Annotated in this window: 35 protein-coding genes, 1 tRNA gene and 3 pseudogenes; 12 read left to right on the forward strand and 27 right to left on the reverse strand. The window is 60.8% G+C overall.

The annotated features are described in order from the left end of the window. Positions 1-448: 448 nt before the first annotated feature. Positions 449-583: pseudogene (locus tag WS66_RS34440) on the forward strand (2Fe-2S iron-sulfur cluster-binding protein); the annotation flags it as partial. Between the two features lie 40 nt (positions 584-623). On the opposite strand, the gene WS66_RS21485 reads toward WS66_RS34440, so the two are convergent. Further along, on the reverse strand, positions 624-1874 hold the full coding sequence (locus WS66_RS21485; RefSeq protein WP_059600046.1) for an IS256 family transposase: 1251 nt from the start codon (positions 1872-1874) through the stop codon (positions 624-626). Positions 1875-1929: 55 nt separating this feature from the next. Here WS66_RS21485 and WS66_RS21490 point away from each other — a divergent pair. The 3 genes and pseudogenes from WS66_RS21490 to WS66_RS21505 all read left to right on the forward strand — a co-directional run. Next, a pseudogene (locus WS66_RS21490) lies at positions 1930-2445 on the forward strand (succinate dehydrogenase iron-sulfur subunit); the annotation flags it as partial. A 311-nt stretch (positions 2446-2756) separates the two neighbouring features. Continuing rightward, positions 2757-3281, forward strand: a complete 525-nt coding sequence (locus tag WS66_RS21500) for a hypothetical protein (protein WP_059603043.1) — start codon at positions 2757-2759, stop codon at positions 3279-3281. 170 nt (positions 3282-3451) lie between these two features. Then, on the forward strand, positions 3452-3646 hold the full coding sequence (locus WS66_RS21505; protein ID WP_059603045.1) for a hypothetical protein: 195 nt from the start codon (positions 3452-3454) through the stop codon (positions 3644-3646). Positions 3647-3848: 202 nt separating this feature from the next. Here the strand turns inward: WS66_RS21505 and WS66_RS21510 are convergent. The 3 genes from WS66_RS21510 to WS66_RS21520 form a co-directional block, all read right to left on the reverse strand. Beyond that, positions 3849-3925 (reverse strand) — tRNA-Met (locus tag WS66_RS21510). 142 nt (positions 3926-4067) lie between these two features. Next, positions 4068-4367: an H-NS histone family protein gene (locus WS66_RS21515; RefSeq protein WP_059603047.1), complete on the reverse strand. Its 300-nt coding sequence runs from the start codon at positions 4365-4367 to the stop codon at positions 4068-4070. Between the two features lie 237 nt (positions 4368-4604). Next, on the reverse strand, positions 4605-5192 hold the full coding sequence (locus WS66_RS21520; protein ID WP_159086562.1) for a hypothetical protein: 588 nt from the start codon (positions 5190-5192) through the stop codon (positions 4605-4607). 79 nt (positions 5193-5271) lie between these two features. Here WS66_RS21520 and WS66_RS34210 point away from each other — a divergent pair, with 79 nt between their 5' ends. Both WS66_RS34210 and WS66_RS34215 read left to right on the forward strand, forming a co-directional pair. After that, complete coding sequence (locus WS66_RS34210; protein ID WP_059603051.1) at positions 5272-5505, forward strand: hypothetical protein; 234 nt, start codon at positions 5272-5274, stop codon at positions 5503-5505. 35 nt (positions 5506-5540) lie between these two features. Beyond that, on the forward strand, positions 5541-5696 hold the full coding sequence (locus WS66_RS34215) for a DNA cytosine methyltransferase (protein WP_335672061.1): 156 nt from the start codon (positions 5541-5543) through the stop codon (positions 5694-5696). 187 nt (positions 5697-5883) lie between these two features. On the opposite strand, the gene WS66_RS21530 is transcribed toward WS66_RS34215, so the two are convergent. Next, positions 5884-6120: a hypothetical protein gene (locus WS66_RS21530; protein WP_059603054.1), complete on the reverse strand. Its 237-nt coding sequence runs from the start codon at positions 6118-6120 to the stop codon at positions 5884-5886. Positions 6121-6193: 73 nt separating this feature from the next. Between WS66_RS21530 and WS66_RS21535 the strand changes: the two genes are divergently transcribed. Together WS66_RS21535 and WS66_RS21540 are read left to right on the forward strand one after the other, a co-directional pair. Continuing rightward, the gene (locus WS66_RS21535; protein ID WP_059603057.1) at positions 6194-6454 is read left to right on the forward strand and encodes a hypothetical protein; all 261 of its coding nucleotides are present in this window, start codon (positions 6194-6196) and stop codon (positions 6452-6454) included. After that, the gene (locus WS66_RS21540; protein ID WP_159086563.1) at positions 6421-6924 is read left to right on the forward strand and encodes a tyrosine-type recombinase/integrase; all 504 of its coding nucleotides are present in this window, start codon (positions 6421-6423) and stop codon (positions 6922-6924) included. Before WS66_RS21535 ends, WS66_RS21540 begins: the two co-directional genes overlap by 34 nt. 247 nt (positions 6925-7171) lie before the next feature. Here WS66_RS21540 and WS66_RS33735 read toward each other — a convergent pair whose 3' ends face one another. Both WS66_RS33735 and WS66_RS21545 read right to left on the reverse strand, forming a co-directional pair. After that, entirely contained in the window at positions 7172-7906 is a 735-nt protein-coding gene (locus WS66_RS33735; protein ID WP_159086564.1) for a hypothetical protein, read from the reverse strand. A gap of 76 nt (positions 7907-7982) precedes the next feature. Beyond that, positions 7983-8666, reverse strand: coding sequence for an SOS response-associated peptidase family protein (locus WS66_RS21545; RefSeq protein WP_059603060.1), 684 nt, complete (start codon positions 8664-8666; stop codon positions 7983-7985). Positions 8667-8859: 193 nt separating this feature from the next. On the opposite strand from WS66_RS21545, the gene WS66_RS21550 reads away from it, so the two are divergent. After that, entirely contained in the window at positions 8860-9018 is a 159-nt protein-coding gene (locus WS66_RS21550) for a hypothetical protein (RefSeq protein ID WP_159086565.1), read from the forward strand. Here WS66_RS21550 and WS66_RS21555 read toward each other — a convergent pair. The 5 genes from WS66_RS21555 to WS66_RS33740 all read right to left on the reverse strand — a co-directional run bounded on the left by WS66_RS21555 (position 9005) and on the right by WS66_RS33740 (position 11563). Further along, positions 9005-9499, reverse strand: coding sequence for a DUF2514 family protein (locus WS66_RS21555; protein ID WP_082728960.1), 495 nt, complete (start codon positions 9497-9499; stop codon positions 9005-9007). The genes WS66_RS21550 and WS66_RS21555 overlap by 14 nt on opposite strands. After that, complete coding sequence (locus tag WS66_RS21560; RefSeq protein WP_059603068.1) at positions 9496-10044, reverse strand: hypothetical protein; 549 nt, start codon at positions 10042-10044, stop codon at positions 9496-9498. The genes WS66_RS21555 and WS66_RS21560 overlap by 4 nt, the downstream gene beginning before the upstream one ends. Before the next feature lie 85 nt (positions 10045-10129). Further along, entirely contained in the window at positions 10130-10951 is an 822-nt protein-coding gene (locus WS66_RS21565; protein ID WP_059603071.1) for a phage antirepressor KilAC domain-containing protein, read from the reverse strand. Then, on the reverse strand, positions 10951-11349 hold the full coding sequence (locus tag WS66_RS21570; protein WP_082728961.1) for a hypothetical protein: 399 nt from the start codon (positions 11347-11349) through the stop codon (positions 10951-10953). Before WS66_RS21570 ends, WS66_RS21565 begins: the two co-directional genes overlap by 1 nt. A gap of 55 nt (positions 11350-11404) precedes the next feature. Continuing rightward, on the reverse strand, positions 11405-11563 hold the full coding sequence (locus tag WS66_RS33740) for an Arc family DNA-binding protein (protein ID WP_159086566.1): 159 nt from the start codon (positions 11561-11563) through the stop codon (positions 11405-11407). 111 nt (positions 11564-11674) lie between these two features. On the opposite strand from WS66_RS33740, the gene WS66_RS21580 reads away from it, so the two are divergent. Next, positions 11675-12208, forward strand: coding sequence for an Arc family DNA-binding protein (locus WS66_RS21580; RefSeq protein ID WP_059603075.1), 534 nt, complete (start codon positions 11675-11677; stop codon positions 12206-12208). 12 nt (positions 12209-12220) lie between these two features. On the opposite strand, the gene WS66_RS21585 is transcribed toward WS66_RS21580, so the two are convergent. Both WS66_RS21585 and WS66_RS21590 read right to left on the reverse strand, forming a co-directional pair. Continuing rightward, the gene (locus tag WS66_RS21585) at positions 12221-12718 is read right to left on the reverse strand and encodes a lysozyme (RefSeq protein WP_059603078.1); all 498 of its coding nucleotides are present in this window, start codon (positions 12716-12718) and stop codon (positions 12221-12223) included. Then, positions 12711-12893, reverse strand: coding sequence for a hypothetical protein (locus WS66_RS21590; RefSeq protein WP_004532301.1), 183 nt, complete (start codon positions 12891-12893; stop codon positions 12711-12713). The genes WS66_RS21585 and WS66_RS21590 overlap by 8 nt, the downstream gene beginning before the upstream one ends. Positions 12894-13359: 466 nt before the next feature. Here WS66_RS21590 and WS66_RS21595 point away from each other — a divergent pair, with 466 nt between their 5' ends. After that, positions 13360-14577 carry an acyltransferase family protein gene (locus WS66_RS21595; protein ID WP_059603081.1) on the forward strand — a complete coding sequence of 406 codons (1218 nt, stop codon included), beginning with the start codon at positions 13360-13362 and terminating at the stop codon, positions 14575-14577. Between the two features lie 143 nt (positions 14578-14720). Here WS66_RS21595 and WS66_RS21600 read toward each other — a convergent pair whose 3' ends face one another. From WS66_RS21600 to WS66_RS21620, 6 genes and pseudogenes are all read right to left on the reverse strand, one after another. Continuing rightward, positions 14721-15728, reverse strand: coding sequence for a hypothetical protein (locus WS66_RS21600; RefSeq protein WP_059603084.1), 1008 nt, complete (start codon positions 15726-15728; stop codon positions 14721-14723). Between the two features lie 63 nt (positions 15729-15791). Then, the gene (locus WS66_RS34905) at positions 15792-16859 is read right to left on the reverse strand and encodes a phage head spike fiber domain-containing protein (protein WP_442859303.1); all 1068 of its coding nucleotides are present in this window, start codon (positions 16857-16859) and stop codon (positions 15792-15794) included. Between the two features lie 21 nt (positions 16860-16880). Then, positions 16881-17294: pseudogene (locus WS66_RS34450) on the reverse strand (DUF2612 domain-containing protein); the annotation flags it as partial. After that, positions 17294-18475, reverse strand: coding sequence for a baseplate J/gp47 family protein (locus WS66_RS21610; protein ID WP_059603090.1), 1182 nt, complete (start codon positions 18473-18475; stop codon positions 17294-17296). The gene WS66_RS21610 and the pseudogene WS66_RS34450, both read right to left, overlap by 1 nt. After that, positions 18472-18825: a hypothetical protein gene (locus WS66_RS21615; RefSeq protein ID WP_059603093.1), complete on the reverse strand. Its 354-nt coding sequence runs from the start codon at positions 18823-18825 to the stop codon at positions 18472-18474. The genes WS66_RS21610 and WS66_RS21615 overlap by 4 nt, the downstream gene beginning before the upstream one ends. A gap of 8 nt (positions 18826-18833) precedes the next feature. Continuing rightward, a complete protein-coding gene (locus tag WS66_RS21620) occupies positions 18834-19586 on the reverse strand; it encodes a Gp138 family membrane-puncturing spike protein (protein ID WP_059603096.1) in 753 nt (250 codons plus the stop codon). A 3-nt stretch (positions 19587-19589) separates the two neighbouring features. Between WS66_RS21620 and WS66_RS21625 the strand changes: the two genes are divergently transcribed. Next, entirely contained in the window at positions 19590-19967 is a 378-nt protein-coding gene (locus WS66_RS21625) for a hypothetical protein (protein ID WP_059603100.1), read from the forward strand. Here WS66_RS21625 and WS66_RS21630 read toward each other — a convergent pair. From WS66_RS21630 to WS66_RS21655, 7 genes are read right to left on the reverse strand one after another with little or no spacing between them, the layout of a single operon-like run. Beyond that, positions 19964-20932 (reverse strand): phage protein, encoded by a 969-nt coding sequence (locus WS66_RS21630; RefSeq protein WP_059603103.1) that lies wholly within the window; start codon positions 20930-20932, stop codon positions 19964-19966. The two genes, WS66_RS21625 and WS66_RS21630, sit on opposite strands and share 4 nt — an antisense overlap. Continuing rightward, positions 20929-21246, reverse strand: coding sequence for a phage baseplate plug family protein (locus WS66_RS21635; RefSeq protein WP_059603106.1), 318 nt, complete (start codon positions 21244-21246; stop codon positions 20929-20931). The genes WS66_RS21630 and WS66_RS21635 overlap by 4 nt, the downstream gene beginning before the upstream one ends. Beyond that, positions 21246-21803 carry a phage baseplate protein gene (locus WS66_RS21640; RefSeq protein ID WP_335672053.1) on the reverse strand — a complete coding sequence of 186 codons (558 nt, stop codon included), beginning with the start codon at positions 21801-21803 and terminating at the stop codon, positions 21246-21248. The genes WS66_RS21635 and WS66_RS21640 overlap by 1 nt, the downstream gene beginning before the upstream one ends. Positions 21804-21817: 14 nt before the next feature. Then, positions 21818-23806, reverse strand: a complete 1989-nt coding sequence (locus WS66_RS21645) for a hypothetical protein (protein ID WP_059603109.1) — start codon at positions 23804-23806, stop codon at positions 21818-21820. Beyond that, complete coding sequence (locus tag WS66_RS34910; RefSeq protein ID WP_442859294.1) at positions 23799-23930, reverse strand: DUF6889 family protein; 132 nt, start codon at positions 23928-23930, stop codon at positions 23799-23801. Before WS66_RS34910 ends, WS66_RS21645 begins: the two co-directional genes overlap by 8 nt. A 59-nt stretch (positions 23931-23989) precedes the next feature. After that, on the reverse strand, positions 23990-24562 hold the full coding sequence (locus tag WS66_RS21650; RefSeq protein ID WP_059603112.1) for a phage tail assembly chaperone: 573 nt from the start codon (positions 24560-24562) through the stop codon (positions 23990-23992). Between the two features lie 2 nt (positions 24563-24564). Beyond that, the gene (locus WS66_RS21655) at positions 24565-25005 is read right to left on the reverse strand and encodes a phage structural protein (RefSeq protein ID WP_059603116.1); all 441 of its coding nucleotides are present in this window, start codon (positions 25003-25005) and stop codon (positions 24565-24567) included. Positions 25006-25015: the final 10 nt, after the last annotated feature.

Genomic DNA, 25015 nt, shown 5'->3' on the forward strand with positions numbered 1-25015 from the left:
AAGGAACGCGGCCCCGCCGGCTCCAAGCCATCATCGCAAGTATCCATTTGTATCATGGCGTGATATACATGGATACATCGACGTGGAGCAAATCCCTGCGGTTTCCTCTCGATAAAGCGAGAGCGAGTGATCTATGTCGCGATGTGACTGTCGTCGCACCTCGGGCGAAATAGACCCGACCCGTTTTCTACATTGCGCCCAATTTTCCGCAGAACGGCCGTGGCTGCGAGTGGTGGGGGCGTCCGATCAAGGCGAACAATGAATTTAGGGCGCGGGTGACCGGATGCTCCGTCTGGAATACCGTCGGTCTGCAATCGACAGGAACGAAGTGACGGGGAGATAACGCGCGCCGGATACGCGATCCGTTCCACAAAGGAGGAACATCGTGAGTAGAACAAGGACGTTTGAAATCTTCCGCTACGATCCAGACCGGGATGCCAGGCCGTACATGCAAACGTACGAGATCGAGGCGCCCTCGACTGACAGGATGTTGCTGGATGCCCTTGTCCGGCTCAAGGCACGGGACGAGACGCTCAGCTTTCGGCGTTCGTGCCGTGAAGGCGTGTGCGGCTCGGATGCAATGGGGGGTGTCAGAATTTCCGTGTTCAAGGCGGGGTTGAGATTCACACGGATGGTCGAACGAACCGGTCCTCGTAGAGGATAGCGAATTGGTTCATCGCTGTCTTCCAGTCGTGAGCGGCACGTCCCCAATCGGCAGTGATGTTGCGCAGCGCCAGCCAGATCAGTTTCGTCGCGGCATCATCGGTCGGGAAGTGACCTCGGGTCTTGATGATCTTGCGTAGCTGCGAATTGATGTTCTCGATGGCGTTCGTCGTGTAGATCACCTTGCGCACGCCCGGCGGGAACGCAAAGAACGGAATCACGCGATCCCAGGCGTTGCGCCACGCCGTGCTGACCGGCGGGAATTTCTGCCCCCACGGACCGTCAGCAAACGCATCCAGCTCGGCCTGCGCGGCTTCAGCGCTCGGGGCGGTATAGATCGGGCGGATCGCAGCAGCGAGGGACTTGCGGTCTTTCCAGCTCGCGTAATCGAGACTGTTGCGGATCAGGTGGACGATGCAGGTTTGCAGCGTCGTGGCCGGAAACACCACCGCAAGTGCTTCGGGCATGCCCTTGAGGCCGTCGGTCACGGCAATCAGGATGTCGCCCACGCCGCGTGTTTTCAGATCATTGAATACCTTCATCCAGAACTTGGCGCCCTCGGTGTTCTCGATCCACAGGCCCAGGATGTCACGCGTGCCGTCGGGCAGAATGCCCAGTGCCAGATAGACGGCCTTGTTGCGCACGACGGCGTCTTCGCGAATCTTCACGCGCAGCGCGTCGAAGAATACGACCGGATACATCGGTTCGAGTGGCCGGGCCTGCCAGGCCGTCACTTCGGCCATGACCTCATCGGTCACCGAACTGATGAATTCGGGCGAAACTTCCGTGCCGTACTGCTCCAGCACAAAGCCCTGAATCTCGCGCACGGTCATGCCCCGTGCGTACATCGCAACGATCTTGTCGTCGAAGCCCGTGAAGCGTCGTTCGTGTTTGGGGATCAGCAGTGGTTCGAAACTGCCGTCGCGGTCGCGCGGTACTTCGATGCGGATCGGTCCGTCTTCGGTCAGAACCGTCTTGGCGCCACGGCCGTTGCGCTGGTTCGTCACGCTGGCCGGTTTTGCCGCGCCCGGCGCGTAGCCGAGGTGGTGATTCATCTCACCGCCCAGCGCTCGCTCGATCAGCGCCTTCTTGAGGGCTAGCGTCGCGGCATTGATCGCTTCGGCCGTCATCGGGCCGTTGCCGAATTGTTCAAGCAGTTCAGCGGGAATCGCCGGTAGCTCTACCGGTGGGGTTTTCGGTTTGCGAGGCATAGGTTCTCCTGGGGAGGATCATATGCCTTGAACACGAAATTACTGACAGGCCCATGCAATGAACATTAACCGCAAGAACGGGCTCGCCTGCATCACCAACCTCAACGACCTTCCCCGCCACACGGTCCTGCGTCCGCTGCCTGGGTTGCCGGTTATTCGCGACTTGATCGTGGACATGACCGCATTCTTCAAGCAATACCACTCGATCAAGCCCTACCTGATCAACGACACGCCCCCGCCGGAGCGGGAAAGGCGCCAGACACCTGAGGAACGCGATCAACTCGACGGTCTGTACGAGTGCATCTTGTGCGCGTGCTGTTCCAGCGCATGTCCCTCGTACTGGTGGAATCCCGATAAATATGTCGGTCCTGCAGGGCTCCTGCAGGCCTATCGCTTTCTGGTCGATTCCCGTGACGAGGGTACGAGTGAGCGGCTGGACAATCTTGACGATCCGTATCGCCTCTTCCGGTGTCGGACGATACTGAACTGCACGGACGTCTGTCCCAAAGGCCTGAATCCGGCCAAGGCGATCGGGGAGATCCGCACCATGCTCGCGCGCCGGACGATCTGAGTGACGCAACCTGACACTGCGATACTTTTATGGCAATACCACGGGCGACACCGGAGGAATTGATCGACGTTCGACCGCTCAGTGATGCATTGCCGGATTCGAAATAGATCACCCTCATGCGGTCGGACCACTTGGAGGTTCTCCGGCTCGTGCTTCCAGCACGCAAATGTCAGTCTGCGCATGAGCAACGATCGCAGACTATGGGTTTCGATCCGGGAACCGCTGGCCATACGAATTGACCAGGGTGATCCACGCACTGACGTATGGGAAACTTGCATCAGCTTTCACGGTTTCAAGGGAGGAGCGAAGCGATGAAAAAAATCATGACAGCGGCGGCAGGCGCGCTGATCGGTGTATCGATCGCGGTTGCAGGGGAGCCGGAGCAGACCACGTCGCACGAGGACACGATGTCGAACCACGACATGACGTCGCACCGGGCGGAGGTGGCCCGCAAGGGTGCGACTGTGATGCCGTTTGATCTGGCGCGGACCACCCATTTTTTCGACGATACCGGAAGCGGTGGGATTGAGACAATCACGGCGAACGACAAACACGACACCAGACAGGTCGCGCTTATTCGCTCTCATCTGGCAATCGAAGCTCAACGTTTCCGCCGCGGCGACTTCGCCGATCCTGCGGCGATTCACGGCCACGATATGGCAGGGCTCGCCACCCTGACAAGGGCGGGTGAGAAGCTCCATATTGAATACAGGAGTCTGCCCTCCGGAGCGAGCCTGACTTATGCAAGCAACGACCCGGACGTGATTGCCGCTGTTCATGCGTGGTTCGCGGCCCAGCGTTCCGACCACGCCGCGCACTCCCATCTTCCCAAATAGCTCGGGCGCAATGTAGCCACCGACCATCGGCTGCGCGGGGACGTCGGTAACGAGAACCGCATGATCCAAGGACAAAAGTCCGTTGTCTGGGCGAAGCCGACGTTTGAACGTCCACGTGAAAGTGTGGGCCAACGTCTGTTGCTGGCTGACCTCCGTCGGTACCGAGCCCCTTGACCGCCAAGGCCGAACGCACCGAGCACACCAACCAGTTAATCAAAGCCATCGGGTCGGACGGGCGGCACTTCTTCTATAACCCGCAGCACGACCGTTACGCACGCATCGAGCTCGACAGCCGAGGACGCGTATGGTTCGTCGACGATTACACCGGTAAGCGCGTCTGTACGCACGACACCCGTGGCCGCTAGCGCAGCTTCACGCACGGCGGCACGCTGCGCGGTCTGGTTGAGCGCATGCGCGACTACGTCACCACCGGCTGGCAACTGCCGCGCGACGTCATTGCTACGCCGTACATGGGCGACGACGCGGGAGATAACGTATGGGGCTACTCGATCATGTGATGGCACAAAGCAAAAAGCCCGCTTGCTGTCGCAGAGCGGGCTTCGGTATTGGTTGCGGGGATAGGATTTGAACCTATGACCTTCGGGTTATGAGCCCGACGAGCTGCCAGACTGCTCCACCCCGCGGCCACGATTGTAGGCGAACTGGCGCATCACTGCAATCAAAAAAGCCCGCTTGCTTTCGCATGCGGGCTTCGCTTGGACGCACATCGCGCCCGACGTCGTCAATACAACGAAACGCGAGCGAGTTTACAGCCCCAAAGTTGATTTACTCCTGGATCAGGAATCGATTCCGATTCTTGACATCCTTAATCCAAGCCGGCGCACGGCCGCGGCCCGACCAGGTCGCGCCAGTCTTCGGATCGCGATATTTCGCCTCCGCCGGAGCCTTCGGTTGCTTTGCCGACTTGCCACGACGCACTCCGAAGATATCCTTTTCGGTGATGCCGTACTCCGCGACCTTGGCACGAATGTCATCAATAGTGGATTGCATCTCAGCCCGGCGCGCAGCCTCTGCTTTCTCGGCCAATGCCTCCGCTTGGGCTTTCAGTTCCTTGTAGGTCGCCATGCATTCCTCCAATTGTTGTGTTATGCATATGATAGACGCTTTGGCTTAAGCGAAGGAGCACATCGATATCCTGCAAGTGCGGATTCCAATGGAAACCTCGGTTACCCACAGGAAATCGCACAACTTCAATTTCAGAGGTACGACACCTGATCGCAAGTACGGTCGTCGACCAGACCGAGCTACTCGGCCCACTGCCGACGAAGTCGCAGAATTTTTGCAAGCCGGTCTCGACAAAAACTACTTCTTGCTTTCGACGAATGTACTGCCGTTGTAGCGATACTCACGGGTGGCGGGACCAGCATCGTCGATATTGGTCCATGCAATCTTGAAACCCGGGGAGCCGTCTAGCCATTCGATCGCGAGGTACGGTGAGCGATTGTTCACGTCGGTGTCGAGCGACACGCTATTCAAACAGCTTTGCACGGGCACCGCATACTTCGAGGCGGCGACATTTCCCTTCATTTGGAGGACGTAGAGGGTACCCTCCTCTCCTGAGCCGCAGAAGCCCATCGGATTGTTGCTGGACGACTGATTCACAACAACCAATACGAATTCCTTCCCGTCGGCGACCTTCGAGCTCGCCGATGGGAATCCGATACTCGACGCAGAAGCTACGGCCCGACGAAGTGCGAGCGGCAATTGCACCGTCGCTGAGCGATGGTGTCCAGCATCGACCTCAACCAAGTGCTTACCGTCTTGTTGCATCTCACGGCCATTCGATAGCCGGATCGAATTGGGTGCTGCAGTCTCTGCGAACGCGCTTGCGGTAATCGAAAGTGCCGCTGCACACAACCACCACTTAGTTTCGGAGAATGTGATCGGCATAACAAATACCTGAATAGGTCCATCGATGGCCTTTGCTCTGACCGGCCTTCATCTTTTTGTACTCGTCCTTGTCGCGCTCATGCAGCTCCTACGGTGGACACGAATCGCCCGGCTCGACGCGTCGATCAGCACGATCACGACGCAGGACCATCATCACCAGGTGACATCGAACCTTGTGAAGTCGCGCGGCACGAGCCGCGAAGGCGCGCCGGCCGACGACCCGCTGCACACGGTCAGCGCCGGCGGCACGCATCCTGCCGAGGTGCGCGCGCGCCGCTGCACACGTTCCCGACGCGCGATCGCATCGGCCTGATCACGATCCACGGCAAAGACGACGCGGTCGTCGACATCGGCATGCGCATGCTCACACCGCGCGAGCTGGCCCGCTCGCAGGGGCTCCCCGACAGCTACGTGCTCGACCCGGTCGTCAACGGCGAGCCGCTGTCGAAATCGGCGCAGGTGCGCATGATCGGCAACAGCGTGTGTCCCGACGTCGCCGCCTGACCACCGAGGATCACACCATGACCACCCCAAAACGAAAATAGCCCGCTCACGCAGAACGCGAGCGGGCAAGAAAACAGAACAGCAATCGAGGCACGAGGACTGTCCTCAGGAGATAACGGCACGCCGGCCTATAGAACCTTAGGCAAGGAAAGGGCCTAGCTCTCGAATTGACGGCCAAGGACGCAGATCACTCGGCGGGACCAAGCAAAACATCAATCGCCGCCTGACCCGCGATCTCGGCCACGAGGTATGCCCAGCGTCGGGTAAATGGGCCGTTTCGAATCTGTATCCGATGTCCACGCGCACCGAGGATACCGAGATTGTCGTGACCCTTTATCTGGAAGGTGACGTCGTACATGTCCGGAGCGGCTGAGGTCAGTTGGACATCAATTTCAAAGCCGCGGTACTGGATTGTTCGCTGCATGACAACCTCCGCAATATGACTGGGAGCCTAGCACGAATGCAATACAACGCTCCGACGTCCTGAGGACTACACCATGACCACCACCGACATCGATTCGACTCACGTCTCGCGCTACCTGCACATCGAGCGCGCGGCTGCGCCGGTGCGCGCCAACCGCGAAGTCGCGCTGCTTTCGAACCTGATCGGCCTGGCGATCGACCGCGGCGAGGCGAAGCACAACCCCTGCCGCGAGGTTCGGCGCAACGAAGAGCAGCCGCGCACCGAGGCCCCGAGCCGGAAGACTGACAGGCGTTCGCCGCCTTGGTCGCGTCGCTCGGCGGCCAGAAGGCGGTGATCGGCATGGCAGCAGAGTACGCGGCGCTCGCGGGCAGTCGGAAAGTGGAATTCCTCGACCTTTCCTGGACGCATATTGACGAGGCGGCAGGCGTGATTCGAGTGAAGCGCGCGAAGCAGCGCGGAAAGAACCGCGGCGAAGTCATCGAGCACATCGAGATCACGCCCACCCTGTCGGAACTCGTTGCGCGCCTGCGCGCCGCTCGGCAGGACGACTGTCTGTACGTGTTCTCCAATCGCTACGCGACCCACTACTCGCCGGCCGGCTTCAAGACCGAGTGGTCGAAGCTGATGAACAATGCGTTGGAACTGAAGAAGATCGGGAGGCGCTTCACGTTCCACGACCTGCGCGCGTATTACGTGACTCGGCACAAGGCGGAACGTGGCGAGTTGCCGGATCCGCATGCGAATCCGGAGACGACGGCGCGCGTCTACGATCGAACGAAGATGGTGAAGCGGGGAGGTATGTAATTCCCAATTAGGGAATTCCAAAACAAAAACGGCACTGTCTTTTTGGACAGTGCCGTTTCTAACTACTGGATACCGCTTGGAATTCTTTGGGGTGGCTGATGGGACTCGAACCCACGACGACAGGAATCACAATCCTTATACATTACCACGAAAATTCAGATAGTTACGCAAGAACATTGGAATATGAAATCCTCGATTAGCCTTGTGTAGCATGGACCACATTTCCCATCTTCCAGAAAAATTCGCGCTAATCCCCTCGACCCAACGGCCGCTTTACCCCTACTATGACCCTCACTTCACCCCGTGGAATCTTTTCTGATTTTTCACCGCCCCAGCTAACACTAAGCTTATTCCGGTATAGATAATCTAGTAAAGCATCAGCTGGGGCCCGTATTTTAGAATTCGCAACGTCGCTCGAATTTATCGCAACAACCATTCCAAATGGCGGCTTCTCTCGAAATACAACCTGATAAGAATCAACGACTACCCAGCCGGATTTTTTAAATAAGTCAGAAAATTGAGAAGAGTAATTTTCCGACTCCGCATCATTCATTGAATATTGTATCGAAACCCTCGTCCCGGGAAATTTACGAAGAATATCGATCAGTTCATTTTTATGTTTTTCATCAATTTCACGCCACGATAGCTGCAACTTCAGGCGCAAATTTTCCACGTCCAATTTTTTCGTTTGATTATTCAGTACGGCAATTTTCTCGTTCGCGTCGGCAACCCTTTTATTCGCTTCCGCTGCCTTCTGATCTGCCATACTTGCGCGTTCATTGGCCTGCGCCACCTTAAGTTCCTCCCGCGCCTTGTACTCTGAAAATTCACGGTCCTTCCTGTCTGATATTCTGTTTCCCAACTTATATTGAGCAATCCCTGCAGCAATGCTCACCCCCGTAGCAACGGCAGCGATAGTAACAGCGATAAAATAAGCGATCGAAACTATACGAAACCAGCCTTCGTCACCGAGACCTTGCATTCTTCCCCCGAAGATAATCAAAAATCCAGATCAATCAGCATCGCCAAAACTCCCAGTTACATCAGAAGACGTGCCATTATTCAATGTTATTGGCCATCTCGACCGCCATATCATCCGCCGGATACAACTGCAGCATCACGCGCGCGGCCTCGACGTTCGGCGTCGTCAGCCATTCCTCCCAGTCGTCCGGATGCAGGATCACGACGGCCCGCTTCTCGTCGCCGGGTTTGTGCATCCGGGAGAAGATCGGGTGCCCCTCGCCGTTCACCGTGATCATGGCCATCGTGTGATGCTCCCCACCGTCCGGGCCCGTCAACGTCCGCCAGATCCCAGCGACACACATCGTGCGCCAGTCGGCCAGTCCGATGCGATGCCACACATTCTTCCCCGTCTCGTAGCACGGTTCGTAGATCCATTCCGCGGGAATCAGGCAGCGCCTGCCGGCGCGCCAAGCGGGGCCGTATAGAGGCGACTTCCCGAGATTGTCGTCGCGCACGTTCATCGTGCTGCGCATGATCGGCGGCTTCCGGCCCTGCTCTTTCGCCTTGTCGATGTTGGCTTTCTGCAGCGCGCGCGGCCAGAAGCCAAAGCCAGCCGCCAGCGGCTTGAGCGTCCCATCGACGTTCGCAACGATCGGCGCCAGATAGTCCTGGTAGATCTCCGGCTTCCATGGGAAGTCCCGATACAGTTCGCTGAACGGCTGGATTCTCAGCTCTCGGAGCTCGAAATCCTCATGCGGCGCACGGTAGTTGGTACACATCGGCCGTCCCCAATTGTTCGAGTTGACGACACCATCTTATCGCGCGATACACTGTATATTTATACAGTATCCGTACATCATGAGTAACGATGGCTGCGGTAGCGGTCTCTTTATAGAGACGATCCGACGCCCGTGCTGGACGTGCGAACACTGGTCTGGTGTGGCGTTCTGCGGCGGTTCGCACGCGATCTGCATGCATCCCGGGAACGTCAACGGCGTCGCGGCGCGGCCGCGCCTGGGGTGCGCATTCTGGACGCGCGCGACCGGGCTGGATGACCTCGATGACGAAACGTGCGACCAGCTCGCCCACCAGTTCGGCCGCCCGACCCGCTACACCGTCACGGAGAAGTAACCAACGGAGCAGCAGTCAGGGCGTCGTAGTCGCGCTCGCACTGCTGGCCGGCGATGCGGGCACGGTCAGCGTACTCTGCCAGCTCGCCCGCGCGCTGGTCAGCGCGGCCGAGCACGTCGGCAAGCAGATCGAGGGCGTCGCCGGCTGCCGGGCTTCCGGCGGAAGCGGCGGGATGGCGGGCGGCTGCGACGAGCTGATCGACGCGTTGCTGCAGGCTGCCAGCGGCAGCGCGAGCAGCAAAAGCATCCGCGAGCGCAGCCGTTCGTTGTTGATTTGCATCTTTCGCAATCTCCGATTGGGCCGCGGTGCGGCGTTGTTCCTCGGCACGCGCCGCAGCGACTGCCTTCGCTTGGGCTTGTGCCGCATCAGCGCGCATAGCCAAGATCTCGACCGCACTGATCAGATGGACCGAATAGGCGCCAACCGCGGCGCCGAGCAGCGCGGCCACCAGGTACGGCCATGCAGATTTCAGGAAGATCATTTCGCCTCCTTCGCGTGCAGTTGCTTCAGCTCGTCCGGCGAGTAGACGAAGCCCGGAAGTAGGAACGCCTGCACGCTCCAGACCGGATCGCTTTCCTCATGCCGGCCGTGGTCCTTGCCCCGGTGATGGAGCGCGCACAGCAGCAGTTGGTTGTATGTCGAGTCGACGAATGCCTCCGGCCGCGCCGGATCGAACGCCTCCCAGTCGAAGCCCTGCGTCAACCGGATCACGTCCCAGACGGGGTGTTGTCGCGGGATCGGCACGACGCACTGCAGCTTGTGGCTGAACATCGTGTCGACTTGGTTGAGCGCGACGCCGCGGATCCATTTCCAGTCGATCGCATGCGAGAACGCCCACTCGAAGAATCGGTGATGGGACTCGACGGCCTGGTCGTCGCCGCAGACCGCGCAGACGTAGCCGCCGGCCGCCTTCATCTCCCGCTTGCTCGCGCGGAACGTGGGCGACTCTGTGCGCGGCTCGTGGTCGGGATAGAAAACGTCCTCGGCGAGCGTGCGCCGCGTTTCGTGAGATTCCTCAACATCCATAAAACCTCCGGGCAATAAAAAAGCCCCCGGGGATGCCGGGGGCCGCGTAACAACATCAATTCATTCTTGCTAACGCACTCACCAATCAGTGATGTGCGGAGCCGCGGTTCTCGCGATTGGTATATCCGGATGCTCGCCGCATCCTGCCTTGATCGCGCGGCACCAGCTCCCCGAGCCTCGTGAGCCCGCGCATCGTAATGCGCACCTGCTCGCTGACGCGCTCGTCGCCGGTCACTCGATCGGTGTAGGGCGTGCTCTTGTGAACCAGATAGCCAGCCTGCTGCTTGTCGTGATACGCGAGCCAACCAGACTTGCCAGTGCGATGGTAGATCCAACCATTCGCGCTCAGCCACGCCGTCAGCTTGCTCGGTTGCATCTGGAGAGTACTCGCGGCATCGCGGATGCACATCGAACCTTCGGCGTCGGCAATCCGCCCGAGCGTCTCGATCTTCGGCGCCTGTTCGGCCACCTTGGCGTCCAGCACCCTTTTCTGTTGCTCAAGCGCTGCGCGCTGTTCGAACTGCTCGGCCCACGCTCGCGCAGCCTCGGCCGGGTTCGCGAAATTCGGGAGCGACGGCGCCGCGGCCTGACCACCCGACGCCATTTCGTCGTATGCCCGTATTACCTTCAGGTGGAACGCTGGACTGATCCACATCGCGTAGGCGTAGACCAGTTCCTTGGCTACATAGGTGCCGTTGTTTGCGCCGTCATTTACTGTCGCGATAGGGGTCTGCAAATTCGCAGAGGCCCTGATTTCTTCGATGAGGGCTCGGGTTTGTGCGTTCCTCATCCAGAACGCGGGCTGATGCCTGCTCTCCCCGCCAGCCGCGCGATGCAGATCGTTCAGGCAGTACCGGCCCTCGGCATCGGTGCGGATGGCAACACCAGTAATCGTCAGCGCATTCATCAGTGCACCTCGCTCGGCGGAAAAGTTGCGCAAATCCTCTCGAAGTCCAGCGGCACACGATGTGCTGCATTCCGCAGCGCTTCGAGCGAATGGGAGATCAGCTCGGCGCGCACATCTTCCGTCTCCGGATGGTCGCCGCGCAATGGAACCAGCGACGAATCGTGAAAGGAAAACTTGTCACCAATGATTGGGATACCTCCCCGCGTCAACCCAAAGGCGGGCTCGCCGAGGAGCGTCACGTTCCAGCTGCCATCAGTCCGTAACTTTTCGACGATCACGGTGCGCCCCGCAAGCGCCAGACTCCACGAATATGCGATTCTCGCGAGATCGCCTGGACGGCAGCGCAGTTGCGCCGGGTTTGCCTTGCCTTCGGCCGAGGCCGTGCTAAGATTCCGCATGTTGTGTTCCTTGCATAGGTTCACTGCACAAGGCCCTGAACGTAATCCGCCAAGATCACGCGTTCGGGGCCTTTCCTTTTTCTGCTTCCCGCTTCTCCTTGATCAACTCGATCATCTGACCATTCATTGAGCGACTGTGCCGCTCCGCGAACCCCTTGAACCAATCCCGGACCTCCGCCGGCAAGCGAAGCTGGATCTTTGCTTCATCGTTCATCACACCCTCCAACGCCTTCAAATCTGAGGCGGCGAACCCAGTATAGTTTGCCTCCAAATTTGAGGCAACGGCTTTTTGCCATTTTTTTGGAGGCACGCGTACAATCCGACCATGGCGAAACAGGACGACTACACCAAGACGGCGCTCCGGCTGCCCCGAGACCTCCATCAGATGCTGACGGAGAGCGCAGCTGCGCGTGGGCATTCTCTGAATACGGAAATGGTCTACCGCCTCGAACAGTCTTTTGCTGAACAGGCGAAGGTACTGACGGTCGATCAGACGTCAAGGCTATTGGCAGAAAACACAAAAATGCGGCTCGAAATGGCTAAGCTCAGAAGCCGCATGCGTGCTGGGCCGCGTATTCCGGATCATCCGGCGCTCGAGCCTTTGGACGTCGCCCGTGTCCATGTGACGCTTGACACTGGCGGTCATCCAATCTCGTGGGACGAAATCAGTGAACACCTGACCGCGATCAGAAAAACGGGAAAATTCGATGTCGTTGCGATGCACACATCGGTCATCACCCCGGACCTCACGAGTTCCAGCAAACGCACTGAACAATCTGCCGATCTAGCGGAGTTCTACAAAGGCAAGCCAGCTACGAAGCGCATCCGCCGCACGAAGCCTGACGACTCGAATAAGTAATCCGACGACGCACTACAACCCCCTCTCGCACAGAGCCCGCTCTTCCGCGCGCCGCTTCACCAGACCTGGCTGCACGCGGCCGCCGGCCGTCACCCACTGCTGCCGGCCGTTATCCGCCTCGTTCATCGCGCGGCACGCGCCCTTCCAGTCGCCGGCGTTGAACCGCTTCGCCGTCATGCTGCCGCAGTACGCACCAGTGCCAACGTTGTAGGCGAAGCTCACCGCGGCCGCGAGCTGGTACGTGTGCCCCTTCAACACCGGCGTGCACTTCAGCACCGGCTCGGCGTGCTCGATCAGGCGTTGCTCGAGGCGCGCGCGGCACTCTTCGGGCGTGAAGCGCTGGCCCGCGCGGACGTCCTTCGTGTCGCCGTTGCACGCGGTGATGATCCCGATCGGGTCCGGCTTGGCGACCAGTACCTCCCCTTCGAACTTCGGGACCATTGAAAAAAGAAGGGCTGCCGCAGCAGCCCCCACAACACCCGCCAGTGTCTTCTTCGGTACGTTAGCCATCGAGCAATGCCCTCTTCCCTTTGTTCTTGATCAGGTAGTACGCCTGTAACCCGATATACGCGATCGTCGCGACGGCTACCCACCAGTTGATGTCGTGGCCGGTCAGCCACAGCCAGAAGTTGCTTCCCACCGCCGGCGCCGCCTTAGCCGCGCTCACCGCGAGATCGTTCTTCATCGAGTCCCCGAAATGAAAAAGTCGCCCGAGGGCGACGACGAATTGTTCTCGACCACTATAAATCCGGGTCGGCCTGCCTTGCGACACGTGAAAAGAAATGACAAGTTGATCCTTCAATGCGGAGAGGCTCGTGCAAGTACCGACCGAAACGGACTGACCTAGCGTTACACGATCGTGGCGTGGACTCCAGTAGCCCGGCGGCATTCCACCGGTCGGACGGCATCGAGTTCCATGCCTCGACGCTCGCCGGACCGGCGGCCGTGAGAAGCGCGAGCGCGCTGCTCAAGATGACTATGCCGCGCCGGTATAGCGCGCGCCAGTTGTCGGCCAAATTGGAATTCAGATGAAACATCGGGCAGCCCAGTGTCGAGGCGCAGCCTCCTGATGGGGGAATGCCTACGCCTGACCGTCAGGCCAGGATGATTTGATAGAATTTTGGGGACTATTTCGACTGAAGGGATGAAAAATGAGCATTGATGGCAGCCGCAATAGTCGGCGCGTATTCGGTCTGGACGTGTTGCGCGCATCGGCCGTCATCCTTGTTTTGGCCAGCCACACCGTGGCCCATGGCACGCCGCCAACATGGCTCAAGTGGTATTTCGGCGCGCAGGGCGTCATCGGCGTTGAAATCTTCTATGTTCTGAGCGGATTCCTGATCGGAGGCATCCTCATTCGATCTCATCGAGCCGGGAAATTTAACTCGCCCGCACACGTCCTAGACTTCTGGAAGCGACGCTGGGCAAGAACACTGCCACTCTATGCGTTCTTCCTGCTCGTCTATCTTCGCTTCGACTATCACGGGCCGGCTGATCTTAGGATCGTGTGGCCATTCTTCGTATTCCTGCAAAATCTGGCATGGCCGATGACGCCATTCTTTGAGCACTCATGGAGCCTCGCTGTCGAAGAGTGGTTCTATCTTCTGCTGCCGTGCCTATTTGTAGGCGCAATCAAGGTATTTCGCTCCGACCGACATGCCATGCTCGCCGTGGGCGCTGCATTCCTAGTCGTACCTCTGATTTCTAGAATCGCCTTCGGAGCGCACGCACATTCGCTATCGGACATTGATCGGAACATCAGGTCAATCGTCATATGCAGGTTAGATTCCCTGTTCATCGGCGTCTTCATGGCCTACCTGCATATCGAACACCCTGATATTTTCTCCAAAATGGCTCGATCATGGAAAATACCGCTCGCGTTATTTACCGCATCGACTATCTATTTCGCGATTGGCGCACCCGGTCTGGCTAGCAATATCGCAATTCGAATGATGTTATATCCCGGAATATCCGTCATTATTGCAGCAATAATTCCCGGCGCAATGCTATTGCGCACGTCAGGTATTAAGTTGGCAGATTTGCTTATCGGATGGACGAGCAAGATTTCATACTCACTGTACCTTGGTCACATTTGCATGCTGACACTGGTTATCAGTGTTTTTGCCGACTATCGAATATCTATCGATAGTCAGCACATGACCGCTATTTTCTATGTGTCGCTTTTGTTGGCATACTACGCGTTTGCAACCTTGACATATACGGTTGTGGAGCGCCCATATATCAAACTCCGAGACAAAGTGATGGGAAATCACGATGAGCGAAGTGGGTCGATTGCGGTACAAATGGAATCTGCGTCGCAGACGGTTACACGGGAAGTCCTGACTGAGCAAAAGGCGGCATCGCGCTGAGATAGTCAAGATACCGGGTGTCCGTGGTTTCCACCTTACCTTGATTGGGATACGCCGACGAATCCTGCTGACAGCCGAACACTGAAATGATGGAGTTCTCTGATTCATCAGAGAGCTGAACGAAAATTGTCGTCATTTTTCCCTCAGAAGGTATACGCAGAAATATAAACATTGGCCGTAAGCGTTCCCGCACTCATCTGAAGAACGTAATAAATTGTCTGCTGAGCGATTGTAGGAACGGCATTGAAAGACGAGTTCAGAGTAAACCCGTTCGTCAATTGCCCCTGAAAAAGCTGTTGCGCAAATGCCGCAGCGTTTCCTGCGACGTTAAATGTCGCATAGGCGGATGAAGCTGTAGTCGCAAGAGCAAAAAATCCGGAAACCGATTTCGCATTCGGCGGCACCGCTCCAGAGATCGATAGCGGCGTCAGGGTTGCTTGGCCAGTTGACGTGCTGAGAACATTGATGCCAGCGATAGAAACAGACCTATCGGCCTGGCATCCCTGAATGAACTGCCCGCTCCCATTCGTCGGCCACACGCTAACCAGCGCCGACGCGGTATAGCCGGACGGCATGTTCGCGCCACCGTACACATTCGGCTGAGCCGCGCTCGTCGCGTTCCGAGCGAGCAGAGCACTCGCCCCCGTCGAAGGGTTGTAGATCGCGTACAGCGCGACATAGCCCGATACCGGCGCACTGCCGGTGTCCATCCCACCCGCGCCAGTCGTCGCGAGGTTGACCGTCTTGCTGAACGAACTGAGCACGTATTTCTTGCCACCGAGTGCGCTTCCGACCACGACCTCATCAGCAATCAGCGTCGCCGTGGCCGATGCAGCCGTCACCGACATGGCCACATTGCGCGCCTGCCCCACCACTGCCGCCGACTGCGCCTGCACGGCCAGTTTGAGATTCGCGAGCAGAGTCGTCGTCGTGCCATCATCAATCGCGTCCTGCCCGGTTAGATCGACGATGAACTGCGCAAGCACGGCCGCCATGATCGAGCTTTGGCGCCATACCTTGTTGAGCTGCGCCGACTGCGCGGTGCCGCTTTGAAAGCCGGTGAGCAGCGCCGCGAGTGCCTCAAAATCGGCCTGCGTCATCACGTTCGCGCCGACGGCAGCCGCGAACGCCTTGAAGTTGTTGTTTGCCATCTGTACCCCAAGCAATAAAAAAGCCGCCGAAGGCGGCTCATGGCGAAAAATGCGTTGTACGGCTCAGACCGGTGTGCCCCATGCTCCAGTATCGAAACCGGCGATGTACTCGTTGCTCACGTCGAAGCCAAACAGCGGTGCGGTATCGACGCTGGTCACGATCGTGTAGTTGACCCGCACGCCCTCGGGCTTCAGCGGGATATAGCCGCCAGCAAGCAGCGCAAGGAAAATAGCCGACGGCACCTTCCCCGCGATCCCGATCGTCATGGACATGTCCTGGTGGTCTTCGATGAATACGCGCGTACCCTGCTGGTACAACGCCCCGTCACCGGTCCAAGACAGCTTCGCGCCCGGCGACGGAGCACCCGCTAACTGCGCGACTCCGCTCGAACTGATCGCATAATCCGTTACGCTGGCAGCCGCCGTCGTGGTCGGGATATAGCTGCCGCCTGTCGTACCTAGTTCTAGGTCTTGGTACTGGAAATAAATCCCGCTTGTACCGTCACCCGTATATGACGTAGCCCCCGCCGCGTTCGCAACCTGTGTACGAATGCGTAACGCTGTATCGACTGTTGTGAATTTTGTGGTGAACGTAATAAGCCACCACCCATTCGCCCCCGCCATAGCGGAGTATGAAAGCGTCCCGTTCGTAGAGGACGCGGCTGCGAAGGTTCCTGTCGACGTATCAAATTGAACCGCGCAGTTACTGCCGGAATTATTTTGGCAATAAACTTTGATTACTGCTTTTGTCCGCTCAGCGCCTTTCACCCAAATGCGGCGCGTCCAGTACTGCGTCGAATCCGCTGTAACGTTTTGCTGGTCAAAATAGTGCTCGCCGTTGGCCGTATTCTCGACCATCTTTTGACCGATCGATCGGCCATCCGGCGCTGTCGTTGCGTTTGCCGTAATCGAAACGTTGCTCTTTGTCCACGCGCTTTGCGTAAAATCCTCGCTGTACTTTAGGATGTTCGTTCGCGCTGTCGGATAGAGCGGTTGATCCCCCTGCCAGTCGTTGCGATACAGCGCCGCGCTGTCGACGCGCCGAACCTGCGCACCACCATAAGTCAGCGGAAAGTTCTTCGTGACGCCATCGCCAGTCCCGAAGACTTCGCCGTTGGCATGCAACGGCACGAGATCGCCGCTCAGGTTCCCGAAGATGCTGTTGAGGATCGCCGCGCTCGATTCAAGCGTCCCGTCCCAGTGGTTTGCGCCGATCTTCGCGCGGATGACGAGCCGATAGGTGTCATCATCGAGCACGGTCAGCCCCGTATCTGGATCGAAGGGGCCCTTCCAGATACCCTGATCGAATCCGAGGCCAGCGACATCGAACGAGAAGTAGATGCCGGTCAGTGGCGTCCGAATCTTCCGCGAAACACCAACCCAGAGGCCCACGTCGTCCAGCTGTACGCCGACCGCGTCGTCGAGGTCGAACTTTCCCGGCATGCTCTGCAGCACGTTCATCTGATCGACGAGCGGCTGCACGAGCGCGCCGAGCACCGCCGCAAACCGAGGCAGGTCACGATGCTCGGACGTGATCAGCGAGGTGTAGTCGTTCAATGCGGCCATCACGTCACCACCAAAGTCACGCTCGCGGGGATGCACGACGCCGCCTCGTTGAACAGCAGCACTACGTCCGGCGCGCCGGCGCCGCGTGGACCGGTGAGCGTCAGGCCGGACAGCTTGAACGTGACGCCTCCGCCGACGCCGTTCGCCGCGGTCAATGCGTCACCCCATTCGACGCTGCCGGACAGGCCGCCGCCGATCTGCACGCCGTTGATGTAGTCCGACACCGCCTGCTGAATCTGCTGGCCCGTCTGGCTCGTATAGCCGGTAAGCGCCTTCAACGTGACCGCCGCCGTGATCGGCGCGTCCACCGGCCGGAAGAACTTGATCGTGATCGGACGGCCGTAGATGTCCGCGACGATGATGGGAGTCGTGCCATACGTCCCGGAACCCGGCGTCTTCTTCGCCGCGATCGCATTTGCGATTGCCGTGGCATCGCCGCCCTCGACGACCAGCGAAATCGAGTGTGACGGGATGCCGTTCGCGTCCGTCGCATCCGTGTCGTTTTCGTAGGCGACGTACCGTGTAACGCCCGGTACATTCGCCACCGCGCCGACGATGCCGTCGAGCACCGTGAGCGACGGCAGCGCGGTCGACACCGTCTGCCGCTGCCGCAGCACAGCGTCTTTCTCGACCGGCGCGCCCTCGGCGGCGTCCGCCGGGTTCGTCACCGACTGCCAGCCAAGCGCCGGCGTCGCGATCTGGTTGATGGTGCCCGCGCGCGCGGACACGTCGCCGATCGACGCGCACGTGGCGGTGGCGGTGATCGTGCCGCTCGGCGGGATCGTCACGGTGGCCGGCAGCAACCACTGCACGCCGTTGACGTCCTTCGCGGCGCCGTTCGTGATCGTCTTGCCGGCCTGCCCAACCAGCACCAGGTCGGCGCTGGAATATGACGCGCTCTTCTTCGCAATGCCGTTGATCTTGACATTGCTCGCCAGAGCATCTCCCTGCGCAGTCGCCGGGCTGAATGACCGGTAGATCGCGATCGCGACCGAATTGCCGTCGCTGATCGCTTTTGCGAACACGCCGAGCATCTGGCCGTCCTGGCTGTCCGGCTCCAGGTATGTGTCGGCGCCGTAGATCGAGCGGTACTGGTCTTGCAGATACGCGAGCACTTCCGCATACGTCGGCGCGGTGATGCCGTTCGCGTCGATGGTGGGTGCGATGGTCGTGAGAGTCACAATGTCGCCTGTACCGTGGTAGTGCCGTAGATGGTGTTGATCGTCGCGGTGACGGTCAGAACGCGCGTCTCTGGATCAGCCGTGCTCGAGTAGCTGACAAGCTCCGTAACGCCCTGCGTGCCGAGGATGCACGTGCGGATCGCCGCGTCGTACTTGCCGCTCGTGTACTTCCCGAGCACGTCCGTCGCCCACGGCATGCCGGCCGTCGTGTCGAGGAACCATTCGCCGCGCAGCAGGCGCAGGCGCGTCAGCACGGCCTGGGCGACCGTCTCGGGCGTGTTCACGAGGAAGTCGGCCGCGCCCCCGCCGAAGACGTAGTCGCCGTCAGCGTCGAGTTTTCGGTATCGCATGGGAATCTTCAGTTAGGCGGGCTCGTATTGCTGCCCGCGCCGTTCTCGCGGTGGGTGTGCGTGTCGTCGACGCGCTTGCCGTTCGCCGTGATCTGGCCGATCACATTCAGGATGCCGTTGAACACGGCTGCGGCGCCGCTCGCCGCGCTGCCGACCATGCCGCCGACGAACGTCAGCAGGCCCGTGATAGTCACGGCCGCCGAAAACGTCGACAGTGGCGCGACGACGTCGAAGCCGCCCGGCGCGACGATCCTGACTTTCTGCAGCGTCGGGTTCAGGTCGATGTACGTCGCGCCGTCGTCGCTGCGCAGCTGCGTGGAGCTGCCGCTGACCCCAGCGAGCGCGCGCGGCTGCGATCGAAAGCCGAGCAGCACGAACCCGTCCGACAGGTCGTGCATGCGCAGCTCCGCCTGCTCCTGCACGCCGCCCGACTGCCACCAGGCGTCGATACAGCGCGAGGCGAACACGACCAGGCACTCGTCTTCCGGCGCTACCGGGAACGTCAACGTACAATTTCCGCCGGCAGGGAACTGGACCGGGCAGTCGACCAGCAGCGGCAGTGCAACGCTCTGGATTGTGCCGTCGATGCCGCGCACCTGCGCCTTGATCGCCGGCTGCACGCTGCACGTCGGCGGCCGGTCGGCGGCGCTGTCGAACGACTGGATGATGCCGGGCAATGCTGTCCAGATGCCCGCGCGCACGCCGTCGAACGCTTCACGCAAGGCGGTCTCCGGGTCGCCTACCCTTTCACGTCGATCCATGGGATGAAAATGAAAAAACTGCTGTTGACCGCCGTGCTGCTCGCGCCGCTCGCCGCCGTCGCCGACGACGCCTATATCTATCCGTTCGCCGGCATGAAGGTCGGCGCGACAGTCGAGAACGAATTCCCGACAATCCTGTACACGACGAAGAGGTGCGGCCTGCCGCTCGCGAACGCGAAGAATATGCGGCGCTACGAGTCCTACCGCGGCGTGTGGGACATCGGTTGCTGGGGCGAGACGATCGACGGCAACGCCGTGATCATCGTGCCGCAGATGCCGACGAAGTCGATGGCGCTCAACGTCCTCGCGCGCGCCGACGTGAAGCGCAGCGGCGAGATCACCACGATGACCATCAAGGCGCTGCCGACATACGGCCGTTAGCCGAACCGCTTGATCACGTCGGCGGTCGGCACCGCCACCTTGTCCTTGAAGGAATCGGGCAGCACCGTGACGTCTGCCGCCAGGCAGATCACGCTCGTGTACCACTCTTCGCCGCGCGTATCGCCGCTCACCTCGGCGAGCATCACGTAGTAGAACCCGTCGTCCTGCAGCTTTGCCTGCATTTCGATCCGCTCGTTCTCGGCCTGCTGGCCGACGTTCAGGCTGTACTCGTACTGCTGGATGCTCGCGTTGTCGAGCCAGATCAGCCGGCCGATCTTCACGCTCGGATTCAACAGCATCTTCACCTCGATGCCGTTCGCCGTCTGCTGCGGCAGCCCAACCATGCCGGTAGCGGCAGTAATCACTGCGATCTCGCCGGGCATGTACGCCGTTTCCGGCACCATCACTACCTTCCCATCCTGGATGCTCCAGACCGTCTGCGTGGTGCGGGCGGTCCAGCGCATGAAGTCCCGCGCCATGCCGAACATCACCTTGCCTCTGGGCAGCGGGTTCGACGGCAACTCGGGCAGATAACCCTGCCGCACGTCGTATGGGTTCATCGCGGTGCAGATTGCTGCCACGTGATCCGCGGGCGTCGAGCCAGCTGCGAGCGTCGTGTTGACCACGGCGAAGTTGTACGCCGAGTCGCCGTCTGCCGCAGTGATGTCGAGGAACGTGTCGGTCTGGCTCTCGCGCCCGCGCCGCACCTGCTTGATCTGACCGTCGAAGATGATCCCGTAATTGCCCTCGTAACCGGCCTGCAGCACGACGCGCGTAAATTCCTTCTGCGCGCGCCGCGCCGTCGTCGCGGACACGTTGTAGACCCGGATCCGCGCCGAGTTCGGCGTCTGCAGGTCGCCACGCTGCACGCGGAACACGATCCGCAGCTCGGACAGGTCGAGAGCCTCGCCGCTGTCGAATCCGATGATCAGCGATACTTTCCGGCCGAACTGTTGGACGCTCATTGATCCGTCACCCAGAAAACGAGCGATCCGATGCCGAGATCCTCGTACGTCGGAACGTCGTCCGGATCGGCAGACCCCTGCACCCATAGCCGCCCCTGAAAGCCGAGATGCTTGTACTGCGCGAGCAGGTCGACGCCGGTTACCAGCGGGATACCAGACACCAGCGGGTTGTCCGAGGCGTCCGCGACGTCGAGCACCCATCCCGCGCCGCCAGCCTTGCGGTACTGGACGGTCAAGCGATAGTCGGTCCCTGTCAGCGTCACTGTGAAGCGCTCCGGGCGCGGCGAAAACGGAATCTCGAAGAAACTCGGCATCACATACTCCCCGGTGCTACTGCACCGCCCGGTGCGGGCGTGGCCGGCACGGCAGCCTTCGCGCCGCCGTTGCCGGTCTCGGCCGTCGACGCTGGGTCTGCCTGGTTCTCACGTGGCGGCAGCTTCGTCACCTGCGTCGACACGATGCGGATCTGCTTGAGCGTCGCCGTCAGGATCAGCGCGCTCGACGTCTTCGCGTCAGTCGTAAGCCGCAGCCCCTGCAGAAGCATGTTCTGGTAGGTTCGGCGGCTTGTCGTGATGTCGAACGGCGTACGCGCCTGCTGCAGCGCGAGCAACTGCGAATAGATCGCGTTGATGTACTGCGCCGATGGCAGGCCGCCGCCGTCGAACGTCGCCTCCGCCGCGCCGAGCAGCGCTTCGTAGTCGGCGTTGCTCCACCCGCAGCGCATCGCGAGATCCGGCTGGCGCTTGAACGCGTGATCGGTGATCTGCGCCCCTTGCTCGACCGGATGCTCGGTGATCGTCAACTCGTCGTTGTAGACCTCTTCGATCGCGACCTGCACCGTGATACTGCCGATCTTCTTCGGCGAGATCATGATCATGTCGAGGATCACGCGATCACCCCCTGTAGGTTGCGCACCATGTCTGAGTTAACCGCGCGCTGCTCACGCTCGACCGCGCGGCCGGCTGCCGAAGGATCGCTAGCACCGTTCACGTGAATCTGCGTGGACTGGTGCAGCTCGACCTTCGCCGGGCCACCGCGCGCCGCCGACTGGGTCATCAGCGCACCGGCCGGCTGGTACGTCGCGCGCGTGTTGCGCAGCGCGGCCTCCATCTCGGTGGCAGTGATGCTCGCGCGGTTGTTGCCCTTGCCGGCGTAGTAGCTGCGACCGGTGTCCGGGTCCGCGACGCTCGCCCACTCGCGCGACGCCGCGCGCAGCGCACCGCGTAGATCGTCGCTGCGCCCTTCAACGTAATCGGCGATCGCGCGGCGCTTGTTGCGCACCAGGTACTGCTCGAAGATCCGGTCCTGCAGCTTGCGGTCGAACATCTCGTCGCCGTTCAGCTTCAGCGAGCGCGCTGCCCCGGCCAGCGTGCTACCAATGATCTGGTAGCGGCCGGCCGCATTGAACTGCCCGGCGCGCTGCGCCGCCATGACCTGTGCCAGCGTCATGCTTTCGAGATTTTCCGTGCCGGCGCGATACCCGCCCCGCGCGCCACGGTTGACGCTGTTGTATTCGCCCTCGCCGCGCGCGATCAGCTGGCCGAACGCCGTGTCAGCGAGACGCGACATCGCGCTGGCCAGGCCGGCTGACGCGGCGGGCGCTGCGGCCACCGGCGCAGCAGCAGCGCCGCGCGGCGGCGTCAGCTTCGCACCGCCGCCGTCCTTCACGCTGTCGATCTCGGCCTGCGTGTAGCCGCCGGTCGCGCCCAGTCCGCGCCGATCTATTCCGGTCAGGACATCCCAGATCGACCGATACTTCCCGCCTGACAGCTGAGAAATCAGCCCGTCTACCTTGTCGCGCAGCGCGTCACCGATCTTCCAGCCCGCGAACGCCGCGCCCACAGCGGCCACTGCTGCCGCGAGACTCCCGAGCACCGACAGGAGGCCGCCGCCTGCGGCTGTAGCCGCCGTCGTCGCCGCACCTGCAGCGCGCAGTGCACCTGCCATCTTCAGGATGCCGCCCGCGATCCGGAACACGCCCAGCGCCTGCAGCGCCACGCCGAGAAGCACGATCTTCGTCGACCAGCCGTCCGTGCCGTGATCCAGCTCGACGAATTTGTCGGCGAGCCATGCGAGAGCAGGCGCCATCGCGGCGGCCGCTCGAACGACCGCATTCGCGACGTCGGTGACGCGGTTGGCGATCTCATCGCCGTGCTCGTCCATCCATCGCTGAAATCGGCCGAGCTGCGGCCCGATCTTCTGCAACATCGCGCCTTCGACGCGAATCGCGAGGTTCTCGAACGCGGTGCCGATTCCGCGCAGCTGCGTCATGAACTGATGCGAATCGTCCGCAGCCTTATCGAGGCCCGTCGTCCGCGACATCTCGCGGTACTGTTTCAGCAGACGTTCGAAGTCTCCGTTGCGCATTGCGAGCAGCAGGTTCTCGTCGATGCCGAGAATGTTTCCGTACTGGCTCGCGAGCCATGTCGGCTTGCTCGCCAGTGCCTTGCCAAGGTCCGACATGATGTCGACCGTGTCGCGCAGCTCGCCGTTCGCGTTGCGCGTCTGCACGCCCAGCGTCGCGAGGTAGCCCTCGCCAGCCGGGTTGTTGCGCAGGAAGCGGGCGAGGTTCTCGATCGTGCCGGTGGCGGCCTCGGCCGATACGCCCATGTTCCGCGCAGCGAACTCGAAGCCGCGCAAATTGGCCGCTGACGCGCCCGTGCGCTGCGACACGAAGTACAGGCGCTCGAGCTTCGACGCGAATGCCGCAACGCCGGCGCTCACAGTGAGCGCGGCGCCGGACACGGTGGCGATGAGCTGCTTGACGCCCTTCGTCGTGCCTTCGACGCCTTCCTTGAAGTTCTTCAGGCCCTTCTCGTCGACCTTGAAGCCGAGCGCGACAAGGAACTCGCGGATGACGACCGAATCAGCCATTTTCTCTGTCCATCTTGCGGCGAAACGCCGCGTCGTTGTCTGCCCGGACGGCAAGGGAGTCGTTCATCAGCGCGATGTCGGCTAGGCCGAGCGTTCCGTCGAGCAGCGACTCGTACCGGCACATCTGCGCATGTACTGGCGCGAGCAGCCAGTCCTCGCCGCCGGGCAGCGTGCGGATCCAGCCTACGTCGCCGCCGGGCTGCTCGCTTGGCTGGTAAGCAGCCCGCTGATAAAAGGGCCGAGGTTCGCCACCACCACGCGCACAACGAGCGGCAGCATCACGTCGATGCCGATGTCGTCGAACATCGACGTTTTATGGGCAATGTTCCAGACCTTCGCCCACCCAGCGCCCTGCCAGCGCTCGACCACGGACAGGCACGTGCCGAAAACGTATTCCGCGTCCTCATCCTTCAGGCCGGCCAGCGCGTCAGCAAACGGCTGCAGCACCGGCGCGATCGCGTCGACCAGCGACAGCAGCTCGCGCGATCGATCGCGCGCGGGTGCCGGCGCCGCGGCGTCCGGCGCTTCCGCATCTTCCGCATCTTCCGCACCTTCCGACAGAGCTGCGAGCGCGGCGTTCGCGTGCGCCTGCTCGCGCGCGACGTCGGCCTGCTCGAGCTCGGCGTAGAACTTCATCAGCACGGGGATCATGGGCGGGATGATCGGCGCGATGCGCCGCGACACGTGGAACTGCTGCATCGCGCTCAGCTTGCCGATCGCGTACCGCACGCCGTTGAGTTGCACTTCGGTCGTCATGCTCAGTACGTCCCGAGGATGTTGTCGATCTTGATCGCGTCGAAGACCCATTCGACGGTGTCACCGTCCTTCGCGTACTTCAGGTCCGGCGCCTTCTTGAACGCGCAGCTGCGCGCTGTGGTCACGTCGCCGGCGGCCGTCTGCCGAACCTCGATCAGGTTCTTGCCCCACAGACGGCTGTCGAGCGACTGCGCGTCGTACAGCGCCATCAACTTCGCATTGATCGGCGCCGTCTTCAGGTAGCGCAACGTGACCTGCCCGGATTTGTCGGCGTGCAGGCTATGCATGCCCTCGCCGTCCGAGCCGACCGTCATCGTGTTCTTGTCGCCCGCGCGCACGATCGTGATGCCTTCTTCCGCGGTTGCTTCGCCGTAGCCGAGCGAGAACGAACCGCCCGGGCCGACGATCGACGCCGCGACGTCCTGAAAGCTATAAGTCGCCATGTTGAGTTGC

The sequence above is a fragment of the Burkholderia sp. LA-2-3-30-S1-D2 genome (genome assembly GCF_001523915.2).
GTDB lineage: Bacteria > Pseudomonadota > Gammaproteobacteria > Burkholderiales > Burkholderiaceae > Burkholderia > Burkholderia diffusa.

What these genes read in the sequence shown, in the direction of transcription:
- WS66_RS21635 (WP_059603106.1), bottom strand. Translation starts at nt 21,246, where the DNA reads ATGCCGAGTTTCTTCGAGATTCCGTTTTCGCCGCGCCCGGAGCGCTTC.
- WS66_RS21600 (WP_059603084.1), bottom strand. Translation starts at nt 15,728, where the DNA reads ATGGCAAACAACAACTTCAAGGCGTTCGCGGCTGCCGTCGGCGCGAAC.
- WS66_RS21500 (WP_059603043.1), top strand. Translation starts at nt 2,757, where the DNA reads ATGAAAAAAATCATGACAGCGGCGGCAGGCGCGCTGATCGGTGTATCG.
- WS66_RS21650 (WP_059603112.1), bottom strand. Translation starts at nt 24,562, where the DNA reads ATGACGACCGAAGTGCAACTCAACGGCGTGCGGTACGCGATCGGCAAG.
- WS66_RS34910 (WP_442859294.1), bottom strand. Translation starts at nt 23,930, where the DNA reads ATGTGCCGGTACGAGTCGCTGCTCGACGGAACGCTCGGCCTAGCCGAC.
- WS66_RS21565 (WP_059603071.1), bottom strand. Translation starts at nt 10,951, where the DNA reads ATGAATGCGCTGACGATTACTGGTGTTGCCATCCGCACCGATGCCGAG.
- WS66_RS21580 (WP_059603075.1), top strand. Translation starts at nt 11,675, where the DNA reads ATGGCGAAACAGGACGACTACACCAAGACGGCGCTCCGGCTGCCCCGA.
- WS66_RS21590 (WP_004532301.1), bottom strand. Translation starts at nt 12,893, where the DNA reads ATGAAGAACGATCTCGCGGTGAGCGCGGCTAAGGCGGCGCCGGCGGTG.
- WS66_RS21530 (WP_059603054.1), bottom strand. Translation starts at nt 6,120, where the DNA reads ATGCAGCGAACAATCCAGTACCGCGGCTTTGAAATTGATGTCCAACTG.
- WS66_RS21595 (WP_059603081.1), top strand. Translation starts at nt 13,360, where the DNA reads ATGAGCATTGATGGCAGCCGCAATAGTCGGCGCGTATTCGGTCTGGAC.
- WS66_RS21535 (WP_059603057.1), top strand. Translation starts at nt 6,194, where the DNA reads ATGACCACCACCGACATCGATTCGACTCACGTCTCGCGCTACCTGCAC.
- WS66_RS21555 (WP_082728960.1), bottom strand. Translation starts at nt 9,499, where the DNA reads ATGATCTTCCTGAAATCTGCATGGCCGTACCTGGTGGCCGCGCTGCTC.
- WS66_RS34210 (WP_059603051.1), top strand. Translation starts at nt 5,272, where the DNA reads ATGCAGCTCCTACGGTGGACACGAATCGCCCGGCTCGACGCGTCGATC.
- WS66_RS21640 (WP_335672053.1), bottom strand. Translation starts at nt 21,803, where the DNA reads ATGATCTCGCCGAAGAAGATCGGCAGTATCACGGTGCAGGTCGCGATC.
- WS66_RS21515 (WP_059603047.1), bottom strand. Translation starts at nt 4,367, where the DNA reads ATGGCGACCTACAAGGAACTGAAAGCCCAAGCGGAGGCATTGGCCGAG.
- WS66_RS21520 (WP_159086562.1), bottom strand. Translation starts at nt 5,192, where the DNA reads ATGCCGATCACATTCTCCGAAACTAAGTGGTGGTTGTGTGCAGCGGCA.
- WS66_RS21625 (WP_059603100.1), top strand. Translation starts at nt 19,590, where the DNA reads ATGAAAATGAAAAAACTGCTGTTGACCGCCGTGCTGCTCGCGCCGCTC.
- WS66_RS21630 (WP_059603103.1), bottom strand. Translation starts at nt 20,932, where the DNA reads ATGAGCGTCCAACAGTTCGGCCGGAAAGTATCGCTGATCATCGGATTC.
- WS66_RS21615 (WP_059603093.1), bottom strand. Translation starts at nt 18,825, where the DNA reads ATGCGATACCGAAAACTCGACGCTGACGGCGACTACGTCTTCGGCGGG.
- WS66_RS21655 (WP_059603116.1), bottom strand. Translation starts at nt 25,005, where the DNA reads ATGGCGACTTATAGCTTTCAGGACGTCGCGGCGTCGATCGTCGGCCCG.
- WS66_RS21645 (WP_059603109.1), bottom strand. Translation starts at nt 23,806, where the DNA reads ATGGCTGATTCGGTCGTCATCCGCGAGTTCCTTGTCGCGCTCGGCTTC.
- WS66_RS21570 (WP_082728961.1), bottom strand. Translation starts at nt 11,349, where the DNA reads ATGCGGAATCTTAGCACGGCCTCGGCCGAAGGCAAGGCAAACCCGGCG.
- WS66_RS33740 (WP_159086566.1), bottom strand. Translation starts at nt 11,563, where the DNA reads ATGAACGATGAAGCAAAGATCCAGCTTCGCTTGCCGGCGGAGGTCCGG.
- WS66_RS21545 (WP_059603060.1), bottom strand. Translation starts at nt 8,666, where the DNA reads ATGTGTACCAACTACCGTGCGCCGCATGAGGATTTCGAGCTCCGAGAG.
- WS66_RS21585 (WP_059603078.1), bottom strand. Translation starts at nt 12,718, where the DNA reads ATGGCTAACGTACCGAAGAAGACACTGGCGGGTGTTGTGGGGGCTGCT.
- WS66_RS21560 (WP_059603068.1), bottom strand. Translation starts at nt 10,044, where the DNA reads ATGGATGTTGAGGAATCTCACGAAACGCGGCGCACGCTCGCCGAGGAC.
- WS66_RS21485 (WP_059600046.1), bottom strand. Translation starts at nt 1,874, where the DNA reads ATGCCTCGCAAACCGAAAACCCCACCGGTAGAGCTACCGGCGATTCCC.
- WS66_RS33735 (WP_159086564.1), bottom strand. Translation starts at nt 7,906, where the DNA reads ATGCAAGGTCTCGGTGACGAAGGCTGGTTTCGTATAGTTTCGATCGCT.
- WS66_RS21620 (WP_059603096.1), bottom strand. Translation starts at nt 19,586, where the DNA reads ATGGATCGACGTGAAAGGGTAGGCGACCCGGAGACCGCCTTGCGTGAA.
- WS66_RS21550 (WP_159086565.1), top strand. Translation starts at nt 8,860, where the DNA reads ATGCATCCCGGGAACGTCAACGGCGTCGCGGCGCGGCCGCGCCTGGGG.